This is a genomic window from Streptomyces sp. F63 (genome assembly GCF_018070345.1).
Taxonomy (GTDB): domain Bacteria; phylum Actinomycetota; class Actinomycetes; order Streptomycetales; family Streptomycetaceae; genus Streptomyces.
The window spans coordinates 61,260-73,536 of record NZ_JAGPXX010000002.1; the positions used below are offsets into that span (position 1 = coordinate 61,260).

Consider the following 12,277-nt stretch of genomic DNA (forward strand, 5'->3'; position numbering starts at 1 on the left):
TGAAGGAGAGCAGGGGGAAGGTTTTACGGACAACGCCCCCCGACGCTATGGTGCCTCAGATGTTGCACGCTGCCCCGTCCCCCTCGTGCGCGGTGATGTCCCGGTCCGCCCTCCCCCAGTTGCGCTGGGAGGGCCCGTGACGAACGTGCTGCGCCCCCACGGCCACCAGCGGACGCCGCTCCCCCCGGAAACCCGCGCGTCCCCCCTCACCCCGTCCCACAGCTCCGCGACGCCGCATCCCGGGGGTTCCCCCACTCCCCCGGGCGGAAACGGCGCCGTCAAGAAGCGCGATCCGTTCTTCGACAACGCCAAGTACCTGGCGATCGTCCTCGTGGCCGTCGGCCACGCCTGGCAGCCGCTGACGGCCGACAGCCGTATCGCCGAAGCGGCGTACATGTTCGTGTACGCCTTCCACATGCCGGCCTTCATCGTCATCTCCGGCTACTTCTCCCGCAGTTTCGACATGCGGACCGACCGGTTGCAGCGGCTGGTCACCGGTGTGGCCGTGCCGTACGTCATCTTCGAGACGGTCTACAGCTACTTCAAGCGGTACGCCAACGACGATCCCGGCTACCCGATCAGTCTGCTCGACCCCTGGTACCTCACCTGGTTCCTGATCGCGCTGTTCGTCTGGCGGCTCACCACCCCGCTGTGGAAGATCGTGCGCTGGCCCGTCCCGCTCGCGCTCGCCATCGCCGTCCTGGCCTCGGTCTCCCCCGACATCGGCGACGACCTGGACCTCCAGCGGGTGCTGCAGTTCCTGCCGTTCTTCGTGGTCGGCCTGATGCTCAAACCGGAGCACTTCCAGCTGGTGCGCCGCCGCGAGGTGCGGATCCTCTCCGTACCGGTGTTCGCCGCCGCACTGCTCTTCTCCTACTGGGCGGCACCACGGATGGCGACGAGCTGGTTCTACCACCGCGACAGCGTGCAGGAGCTGACCGCACCCTGGTGGACCGGCCTGGTGATGACACCGGCGCTGTTCGGCTGCTCCATGGTGCTGGCCGCCTGCTTCTACGCCTGGGTGCCGCGGCGCGAGATGTGGTTCACCGCCCTCGGCGCCGGCACGCTGTACGGCTATCTCCTGCACGGCTTCCTGGCCAAGGGCTCCCGCTTCTGGGACTGGTACGACGCGGCCTGGGTGAACACCGCCTGGGGCGCCGCCGTGCTCACCGTCCTCGCGGCGGCCGTGGTGACGGTACTGTGCACCACGCCGGTGCAGCGGGTGTTCCACTTCGCCATGGAGCCGAGGATGGAGTGGGCGTTCCGGCGCGACGCGGCCGAACTGGCCCGCGGCCGGACGGGCGGGACCGAGAAGAAGCCGGCGGCACGGGCCGCCGGGGACGGCGAGGCGGCCGGCCGCGGCTGAGGCGCCCCACCGCCTCCTCGCCCGCCCCACCGCCTCCTCCACCGCACGGACGGCCCGAACGGGCACGGCGCCGCGGCCCCGGGTATTCCCGCCCGGGGGCCGCGGCGCCGTCGTGTGCCGTGGAGCGCCGTCCGCACCGGCCGCGCCGCCCGCACCGGCCCGCCGTCAGCTCCGGCGGTGGTGAGGATGTCGTAGTCGTCCACGAGGACGACGATCCGCGGGCCGGTGTACCAGGCGCCGTCGGCCAGCGCGTCCTGGTCGGCGAGGCCGTCGGGCATCCGCTTCTCCAGTTCCTTGGCGATGCCCGCCGAGAGCGCCCCGCAGATCTTGGAGTTGTGGGCGTAGCCGCCCCGGTACTCCCCGGGCACCAGGGTGCGCAGCCCGCGCCGCGGGTCCATGACGGCGAAGACGAGGTCGTCCTCGCCGTGGCGCGCCATGAGGCCGTTCGCGACCAGCCGCAGCAGATTGCTCTTGCCGCACTCGCTGTCGCCGAGCACCAGGAGATGCTGGTCGCGTTCGAAGAGGTCGACCAGGTCGGATCGGCGTCCGGTCAACAGCTTCAGCTCGATGGCCGCCTCGTCGCCCGCGCGAATGGGCCTCAGATCGCGGCGCGTCCTTGCCTGGTCTGCGATGACGCAGGCGTCGCGGGCGTCGGTCCTTCCCTCGCCGCGGTAGCCGTCAGCTGCCCGGTTGGCCAGGCGACCGGGGATGGGCTCGATCAACCCGATCAAGAACGTAGAGCCGCTTGACCTGCACGGACGTGATTCTCGGCACGCACAGTGCCGGGGACGGTCCACGGACGCGGGCGCGGTGACGAAGCGGGCGGGGCACGCGACGGCACGACGGGAAGGACCGCGCGGACGTATGCCACACGGTCTGGGAGGGGCATGTGCCACCCAACCGGGCTTGTAGCTGTGTGGCGGGAACAGCGTCAAGCAAGCACGACAATATTCTCATATCGGGCGGGGCGGGTGTCAGCCCTGGATTGCGTCCGCTTCTCCGGGGAGCGCGCCGGCGCAGGTCGCTCGCCCGAACTTGCCGACGGCGGTGGCGCTTTGGGCGTGCTTGCCGCGGACGGCGAGTGCACAGCGGGCCTGGCCGCCCTTCTCGCCCAGGACGATGCTGACGGTCGGCTCCTGGCCGAGGGGGACGTCCACCGTCTTGCGCCAGGGCAGGGTGGCCCCCTTGACGACGACGGCCTCGCCGGAGGTGTTGCGGGCCTGGTAGGTGATGTCGGCGGTGCCCTTGCCGGTGACTTCGTAGGTCACCGCGGCGGTGGGGGTACGGTCCGCCGGTTTCTCGTCGCCCTTGCCCGAGTCGAGCACACCGTACAGGGCGAGGCCGCCGCAGACGGCCAGGACGACGCCGCCGGCGAGCAGACCGGCGCGGTCGCCGGAGGGTTTCCTCGGACCTGGTGCATCCGTTTCCTCCGCTTCGGTTTCCTCGGTTTTTCCGGGCACGGTCGAATTCTCCTCAACGAGTGAATGGGAAGGCCCACAGGCTGCAGCCGGGCTGGTTATACACGATGCCACCGACCGATGACCAGCGAGCGGAAATATCGGACACCCCGCGTCCCCTTTGGCGTCAATTGCCCTGTATCTGAGATTACTTGACATGGCGTCATGAGAATGAATAGAAACCCGGCGCCGCTGCCTACGGCCTCTCGATCCGAGCTGGGAAGGCCGGTTTGCGGCAGCGGTGTTCGGACCATGACGGACAAGGAAAGGTTTGGCGTGAGACCCAGACTGGGCAGGCTTGTGGCGTGCCTTGCGGTGGCTGCGGTGACGAGTACCGCGCTGCCTCAGGTCGCTTATGCGGCGCCCGCTGATGATGGTGACGGAAAGGGAATTGTCGACACCATCAAAGGCTGGTTCGCGGATGACGGCGATGATGGCGGAGGATTGGACAAGCCTCCGTCGCATAACGAATTGGAGATGGCCGACCGGCAGAAACTGCCGAAGGGCAAAGCCGCTCCGAAGGCGAAGCGGGTCAAGGAGCTGAAGGGCCGGCGAACGGCAAACGCCCGTTTCTGGCAGCTGTCGGACGGCCGAGTGGAGGCGGAGCTGTCGGCGGTGCCGACGTCGTACCGTTCCGGCACGGGCGAGAAGACATCCTGGAAATCCATCGACACAACCGTGCGCGGTACGAAGGCGAAGGGTTTCGAGTTCGCCAATACCACGAACAACGGACGTACCTGGTTCGGCGGTGACGCCGGCCGTCTGGTGCGTTTCGCCTCGCCGAGCGGCCGTTCGGTCACCCTCGGCCTGGAGGGCGCGAGCGGCGACCTGAAGCCCACGGCCAAGGGCTCGACCGTCACGTACAAGGACGCGGCACAAGGCGCGGACCTGGAGTACGCCGTCGGCCCGGGCCGGGTGAAGGAGAACATCACCCTGGCCGAACGCCCGGACGGCCCCGTGCGGTTCACCTTCACGCTGGACACCGCCGGTCTCACCCCGAAGGCCCACAAGGACGGCTCGATCGCCCTGTACGGCGAGTTGCCGCACACGCCGGAGCTGGTCATCCCGGCGCCGTACATGACGGACGCGAAGAAGGCGGAGAGGTCCGTCTTCGGCCGGACCTACAGCACCAGGGTCAGCCAGAAGCTCACCAGGGACGGCGACTCCTGGAAGCTGACGGTCACGCCGGACACGAAGTGGCTGGCGGCCAAGGAGCGGCAGTACCCGGTCGTCATCGACCCGACGATCACCATCGCGCCGTCGCCGTCCGGCTCGCAGGACACGATGGTCCTGTCGGATCAGCCGTCGGTGAACTTCAACACCAGCTGGAAGCTGTCGGCGGGCAAGACCGACACGGGCACCTCCCGGTCGCTGGTCAAGTTCCCGCTGAGCGAGATCCCGGCGGGCACGCAGATCGACGCCGCGCGCCTGGAGATGTACTTCGACCAGGCACACACCACCAACGCCAACGACGTCACCATCGGTGCCTACCGGGCGACCGGGGCGTGGACCGAGTCGACGGCGACCTGGTCCAACACCAGTGCGCTGGTGGGTGAGCTGTCCGGCACCAGTGTGCAGGTCGACGACGGGGACCCCGGGACGACGGCGGCGGTCGGCACGTGGAAGCCGGGGTCGCAGACGTACGGGATCGACGGCGACTACCTGTACAACAAGGACTCGATCACCACCGACACCTACACCTGGCAGCCCAGGCTGCCGGAGACGGCGTCTTACCGGGTGGACGCACACTATGTGCAGTATTCGGACCGGGCCACGGCGGCCCCGTACACGGTGACAGGGCGGGACGGTACGGCCACCTACACGGTGGACCAGTCGGCGGGTTCGGGCGGGGTGTGGGCGCCGCTGAAGGGCGGCTCGCAGATCTGGTTCTCCAAGGGCACGGCCGGCAAGGTCGTCCTCGGGGACACGGATGCCTCGACCGCGGTCACCGCGGACGCGATGCGCTGGGTGAACCCGGCGTCGATCGTGAAGAACACCGGTGAGTACAACCAGTGGCACAAGTTCCCGGTCACGGACACGGTGCAGCAGTGGCTGGACGGCACCTCGGCCAACCACGGCTTCGTGCTGAAGGCGACGAACGAGTCCACCGCTCTGACCGGTGGCCCGCGCTATGAGGCCGGCGACGGCGACTACGGCGGCGAGACCTCGACGATCCCGCGGCTGACGGTCACCTACGGCAAGGTCGGCACGACGCTGAACTCGCCGACGGTGATCCACGGCACGGGCCCGGAGCTGTCGTGGAAGGCGTACTCCAACACCACCGGTGACAGCGGTCTGGACATCGCCGAGTACCAGCTGCACCGTTCCACGCAGCAGGCCTTCACGCCGTCGGCCGCGACGCTCGTCGCGCCGGTCGACAAGGCTGCCACCAGCTACACGGACACCACCGCGACGCCGACCCCGGACTCCTCGGCGAACGAGATCGGCCGCTCGTACTACTACCAGCTGGCGGTGCAGACCAAGAGCGGCGAGCTGCTCGGTTCACCGACCCGCGTCGTGGGCGTGCCGAAGGCGGGCCGCACGATGAAGCTGATCCAGGGCACGTCCGGGGTGACGGACACGACCCTGTCGTCCGCGCAGCCGAACACCAACCAGAACACCATCTCCTCCTGGGGCGTCGGGCAGAAGTGGCTGAGCGTGGGCAACAACTCCTCCACGTACGGCAAGACCCGCGCGGCGATGAAGTTCACCACCTCCGACATCCCCACCACGGCCACGGTGCTGGAGTCACGCCTCTTCATGTGGGGCGCGGAGACCACCACGGGCACCAACGGCGCGATCTACGAACTGCACGGACTGACCCGGGACTTCGCCGAAACCAGCGCCACCTGGAACAACGCCGACTCCGCCACCGCGTGGACGGCGCCGGGCGGTGACTACTCGGCGACCGTGTCGGACACCGTCGCGCAGATGTCGGAGGTGGGCCGCCACTGGTGGGACGCCACCTCGCTCACCCAGGGCTGGATCAAGACGCCGGCCGGCAACAAGGGCGCGATGGTCAGGCTGAAGGACGAATCCGCCACCGGCCCGCAGGAACGCACCCTGTTCCTGGCCTCGGAGACATCCGACCACCAGCTCGGCCCGCTGCTGCGCGTGATCTACGTCGACTCCACGGCGGAGGACACGTACTACGCGCCGCAGACCCCGGCCCGGATGACCCCGAACTCCACCTACACGGTGGACTTCACGGTCACCAACACCACGTCGAGTGCGTGGGCGAGCGGTGAGCGGGGGCTGTCGTACACGTGGAAGCTCCCGGACGGCACCGATGTCACGACCGGCGGCAACCAGCTCTCCACGGCGATACCGGCGCTGTCGCCCGGCCAGTCGGCGACGATCCAGGCGCAGGTCAAGACGCCGATCAACTCCGATTCCGGTAACAAGCGGACGGACTACGTGCTCGGCTGGGACGTGAAGAAGGTCTCCGACGGCAGTTGGCTGTCGGCCGGGACCGGCGGCATCGCACCGTTGAAGCAGAACGTGGCGGTGGAGGACCCCACCGCCAACACGCTCGGCCTGGAGAAGTTCTACTCCTACACGGGGAAGAACACGGGCGCGGGCTCGACGGTGATGAACAACCTGGCGTCGGGCAACAGCGTGTGGTCGTACAACGCGTTCACCAACCCGGGCCGAGGGCTGACGACGTTCGCGAGGTTCGCGTACAACTCGCTGGACACCTCCGACACCGTGTCGGGAGCGGGCTGGTCGGCGCAGCTGGCCGGGCCGATCCGGCTGGGCGCCCCGCTCGACTTCCACCCCAACCCGAACGCGAACGCGACGGAGATCCGTCTGCCGGACGGTGACGGCACCACACACGTCTTCACCCAGCAGGCCGACGGCACGTGGAAGGCCCCGGCCGGCGTCCACTACCGCATCACCATGAAGGCGGGCCTGGACTGCACCCCGGACAAGGACCCGGTACCGGACGCCTGGACCCTGCTCCGCCCGGACGGCACGCGCTTCTTCTTCGGCTGCGACGGCTACATGACGTCCGTCGTCGACAAGAACGGCAACACGCAGACGTACACGTACGAGGAACGCAAGTCCAACAACAAGCCGACCAAGTTCCTCACGTACATCACCGACCCGGCCGGCCGGCAGTCCCTGCGGGTCGAGTACTACAAGAAGGGCGACGCGTCGTACGACTACATCGACGACACGGGCGCCAAGGTCACCGGCTCGAACCTGACCAACTCGAAGATCTACGACCACATCAAGTCGATCACGGACATCTCCGGGTCCGTCTCGGGCCTGCCGGTCCGCAAGATCTCCTTCTTCTACACGCCGAAGGGTCTGCTCGGTCAGTTCACCGACGGCGACGGCTCCGGCCAGCCGAAGGTGTTCACGTTCACCTACGACGCCACCCAGGGCAACAAGAACGTCAAGCTGGTCAAGGCCACCGACCCGCGCGGCAACGGCACCGACCTGGCGTACTACGCCCCCAAGGAGGGCGACGACCCGAAGTATCACTGGTGGACGAAGACCGTCACCGACCGGCTCGGCCATGACACGGGCTTCGCGTACGCGGCGAACGCCACGAATACGGAGTTCACCGACACCACGGTCACCGACGCGGAGTCGCACGCCACGCAGTACGTGACGGACGATTTCGGCCGCCCCGTACAGACGACCAACGCCAAGTCCCAGACCAGCAAGTTGAGCTGGGACGCGGACAACAACGTCACCTACCTGGAGGAGGACAACGGCGCCAAGACCGCGTACTGCTACGACCAGAAGACCGGCTACCCGCTCTGGCAGCGCGACGCGGAGAACAACAAGACAGGCGTCCCGGACCAGACGACCACCTGCGTGACGGACACCAGCCAGTGGCCGGCCAACGCGGTCACGTACGAGTACCAGACGCGCGCCGACGGCTACTCCGCCGACCTGTTCCGCAAGACCTCCCAGGAGGGCCGGGCCTGGCAGTTCGGCTACGACTCCTTCGGCAACCTGACCACGGTCACCGACCCCAAGGGCGTCGCGACCACCTCGGTGCCGGACGACTACACCACGTCGTACGCGTACAACTCCTACGGCCAGCTGACCAAGGCGACCGACGCCAACGGCAACCCGACCGAGTACAAGGAGTTCGGCCCGACCGGATACCCGACGACGATCACGGACGCGAAGACCAACTCGACTGCGTACGAATACGACGAGCGAGGCCAGGTCACCAAGGTCACCGACGCCCACCAGAAGGTGACCACGCAGACGTACGACACCTTCGGCCGTCCGCTGGTCAACACGGTGCCCAAGGACCAGGCGGCGGGTGACCTGATCACCACCCCGGCACCGGTGTACGACGCCAACGACAACATCACCAAGTCGACGGCGCCGAACGGTGCGGTCTCCACGGCGGTGTACGACGACGCGGACCAGGTCAGCTCGGCGACGGCGCCGGCGAACAACCAGACCGACCCGCGCACCTCGACGTACACCTACAACAAGGTCGGCAACCTCAAGTCGACGACGGAGCCCAAGGGCACCGCGACGACGGCGGATTCGACCGACTACGTCATCACCAACCACTACGACGAGATCTACCAGCTCACCTCCGTCGTCAACGCCACGGGCGACAAGCTCTCGTACGAGTACGACAGCGTCGGCAACGTCACCAAGGTCATCGATCCCAAGAAGAACGCGACGACCGACACCACCGACTACACGACCAGGACCGACTACGACCTGAACCACCGGGTCACGGTCGTCACAGACACAGCCGGCAAGACCACCGAGAAGGGCTACGACAAGGACGGTCTGGTCACCTCGACCACGGACGCGGAGAGCAACACCACGCTCATCACCTACGACGAGCGCGGCAAGCAGACCGAGGTCAAGGTCCCGCACGACGGCACATCGGCCATCACGTACCGCACGACGAAGTACGAGTACGACCAGGTCGGCAACGCCACCAAGGTGATCACTCCGCGTGCCGTCGCGGCCGGGTCGACGGAGGCGTTCACCGCCCGTACCGAGTACGACGAGCTGAACCGTCCGGTCAAGCAGTACCAGCCCTACGACCCGGCGGACTCCCGCTACAACAACCCCGGCGTCTACACGCAGACCGTCTACGACAAGGTCGGCCGGGTGAAGAAGACCTCGCTGCCGCCGTCCGAGGGTGAGACGGTCCGCAACGAGACCACCAACAGCTACTTCGACAACGGCTGGGTGAAGTCGTCCACGGACCCGTGGGACATCGCCACCACCTACGACTACAACGAGACGGGCCAGCAGGCCAAGCGGACCCTGACCTCGGCGGGCGGCTCTTCGGACCGCACCATGACCTGGTCGTACTACCCGGACGGCTCGCTGAAGTCGCGGTCGGACGACGGCGTCCCGGTGGGCAAGTCGGTGGTCCTGGTGGACAACTCCGACACTCAGAACACAGCGAAGACCGGCACCTGGACGAAGGGAGAGGCCGCCGGTCAGCAGGGCTACAACCACGAGACCCACGCGGCGGGCACGGGCACGGACGCCTTCTCGTGGACGCTGAACATCCCCAGGGACGGCACGTACACCGTGTACGTGAAGTTCCCGGACGTGGCGGGCGCCGCGACGACGGCGAAGTACACGCTCACCCATGCGACCGGAACGGCCGACAAGACGATCGACCAGAGCACGGCCGCGAACCAGGACACCTGGGTTGCGCTGGGCTCCCACTCCTTCCAGCAGGGCAACGACGCCAAGCTGCAGCTGGTCCAGAACAGCGGTGGCACGGTCGTCGCCGACGCTGTCAAGCTCGTGCGTGACACCAGCGGCGACCCGGCCGACACGGAGAACAGCGACTTCGCCTACTCCTACGACCTCAACGGCAACCTGACCAAGATCGACGACACCTCGTCGACCGCGCAGATCGACGCGTACACCGTCACCTACACGGGCCTCAACCAGGTCCGGAAGGTGACCGAGTCGCTGTCCGGCACGGAGAAGAAGTCCACGTCGTACACGTACGATGCCAACGGCCAGCCGGAGACGGTCACCCACCCCGACCAGTTCTCCACGTACACGTACACCACGCGTGAGCTGGTGAAGACGGTCTCGGTCGGCAAGACGCCGACGGACGCCTCGCCCAAGGCGACCTCGTACACGTACACCGCCCGCGGCCAGAAGCTGCAGGAGACCAAGGCCAACGGCAACACCGTCGACTACGCGTACTACCTCGACGGCGCGCTGAAGACCTCGGTGGAGAAGAAGGGCAACGGCACCCTCGTCGCCTCGCATACCTATGCCTACGGCCCCAACGGCAACAAGGCGCAGGACGTCGCGAAGAAGATGAACGCCGACAACCACACGGCGTACCTCGAATCGACCACGGACTACACCTACGACCCGGCCGACCGGCTGGCGAAGTCGGTGAAGACAGGCAACGGGGCCGGGACGGAAACGTACATCCACGACGACAACGCCAACGTCATCAGCCAGACGGTCAAGGGCACCACAACCACCTACAACTACGACCGCAACCGCCTGCTGAGTGCCACCGCCGGTGGTGTGTCGGCGAGCTACACCTACGACCCATTCGGCCGCCAGGAATCGGTCACCAGCGGCGGAGAGATCATCTCCCGGAAGGTGTACGACGGCTTCGACCACGTCATCGAGTCCCAGAAGATGGATGACACGGGGACATTGAAGTCGACGACGTACGCCTTCGACCCGCTGGACCGTACCGCTTCCAAGACCGCGGACGGCAAGACCACCACGTTCGCCTACCTCGGCTTGGGCAGCGAGGTACTGAACGAAGCGGTCTCCGGCGAGCTGACCAAGTCGTACCAGTACAGCCCGTGGGGCGAGCGCCTGTCGCAGATCAAGCACAACAGCGACGGCACGACGGAGGACAGCTACTACGGCTACAACAGCCACACCGACGTCGAAACCCTCACCGACGACACCGGCAACACCATGGCGACGTACGGCTACACGGCCTACGGCAAGGCCGACGACGCCGAGTTCACCGGCATCGACAAGCCCGACGCCGCAGACCCCGGCAAGGAGCCCTACAACCCCTACCGCTACAACGCCAATCGCTGGGACGCCCACTCCGGCACCTATGACATGGGCTTCCGCGACTACGACCCGGGCCTGAACCGCTTCACCACCCGGGACATGTACAACGGCGCCCTCGCCGATATGAAGCTCGGCACAGACCCCTACACCAGCAACCGGTACGCCTTTACTGGGGGCAATCCGGTCAACTTCGTCGAGATCGACGGCCATGGCGCCTGCAAGGATCTCGGAATCTGCGAATTCGGCGGCGGCGAGTCCTCGGACGAGGTTGCCAAGGAAGTCGGCCTCGCCGGTTGCAGTTGGGTTCCCGTCGCAGGATGGGGCTGTGACCTGTACGACCTGAATCGGTCGATCGATGAAGGGGACGGGTGGGGAGTCCTAGCCGGTGTCATCGGCTTCCTGCCGTTCGGTGACATCGCCAAGGCGCCGCGTCAGCTGGACAGCATCAAGAAAGCCACCGACCTGAGGAAGTCCCCCGGCGGAGTCGTGGGCGGCAGCAAACTTCCAGATATCGACGGAAAGTGGCTCAAGGGTTCCGCCGGCAATGCCGGGAAGGTTCCGGGGCAGGTGGCGCGCGCCCTGCAAGGGCGAGAGTTCAAGGATTGGAACGAATTCCGAAAGGCGTTCTGGGTCGAGGTGTCCAAGGTTCCCGAGCTGGCCAAGCAGTTCGGCGACAGGGATTTCTACCGCATGCAGAACGGCGCAGCTCCGAAGACTGATCCCACGCAGGCGGTAGGGAAGAACAACAGTTATGTGCTGCATCACCGGACACCGATCCATGATGGTGGCGGCGTGTACGATCTCGACAATCTCGTGATTGTGACGCCGCAGTATCATGCTGAAGTGCTGGATCCCGGCTATCACTACGACTGAGGAGGTGCGGAGTGGCGCTGGGTGATCTTTCACGAGATCAGCTCGTCGAACTCGTGCGGCGTATCGTCGCCTTCGACGGCACCGAAGAAGAGGTCGACGCCATGGAGCAGCTGTTCGAGGAGAGCGTTCCGTATCCGGGCGCATATTCCTTGATCTACCGACATGACCCGGAGCTCACTCCAGAGGAAGTGGTCGACACGGCCCTCTCCTATGAGGCAATCGCGCCACCCCACAACCCGGGCGCGGCCTGACCGGGAACCGGCGGCCCACCACGTTCAGTGGTGGGCCGCCGGTCCATTTCCCGGATTGACCCGTCGCCGGGAGGTGTTCGGCGGGGCCGGCGGCTTGTGTCGTTGGACGGCACGCTGTTCGACGTGCCCGCCTCCGACGCCAATGCCGCCTTTTTCGGTAGCGGCGGCTCTCCTGCTTCACCGTGATCCGGATCCCCCTCCGGACGAATCATCCGGATGACCAGGGCGGAACCAGCACCATGGGCCCAGCTGGCCCGGGTCACCCGTGAACTGCGGAATCGCCTCGGGCTTGATCACACCGGCAC

The 12,277-nt window shown here is 66.8% G+C and carries 4 protein-coding genes and 1 pseudogene; 3 read left to right on the forward strand and 2 right to left on the reverse strand.

The window, feature by feature from the left end; all coding sequences use genetic code 11:
- Positions 1–136: 136 nt before the first annotated feature.
- Positions 137–1,366, forward strand: coding sequence for an acyltransferase family protein (locus KBZ10_RS02525; RefSeq protein ID WP_210985807.1), 1,230 nt, complete (start codon positions 137–139; stop codon positions 1,364–1,366).
- A gap of 489 nt (positions 1,367–1,855) precedes the next feature.
- Here the strand turns inward: KBZ10_RS02525 and KBZ10_RS02530 are convergent.
- Both KBZ10_RS02530 and KBZ10_RS02535 read right to left on the reverse strand, forming a co-directional pair.
- Positions 1,856–2,076: pseudogene (locus KBZ10_RS02530) on the reverse strand (transposase); the annotation flags it as partial.
- Between the two features lie 264 nt (positions 2,077–2,340).
- Positions 2,341–2,826 (reverse strand): hypothetical protein, encoded by a 486-nt coding sequence (locus tag KBZ10_RS02535; protein WP_307847147.1) that lies wholly within the window; start codon positions 2,824–2,826, stop codon positions 2,341–2,343.
- A gap of 474 nt (positions 2,827–3,300) precedes the next feature.
- Here KBZ10_RS02535 and KBZ10_RS02540 point away from each other — a divergent pair, with 474 nt between their 5' ends.
- Complete coding sequence (locus tag KBZ10_RS02540) at positions 3,301–11,721, forward strand: DNRLRE domain-containing protein (protein WP_247701713.1); 8,421 nt, start codon at positions 3,301–3,303, stop codon at positions 11,719–11,721.
- Between the two features lie 11 nt (positions 11,722–11,732).
- Positions 11,733–11,972: a hypothetical protein gene (locus KBZ10_RS02545; protein WP_210985808.1), complete on the forward strand. Its 240-nt coding sequence runs from the start codon at positions 11,733–11,735 to the stop codon at positions 11,970–11,972.
- The last annotated feature ends 305 nt before the right edge of the window (positions 11,973–12,277 follow it).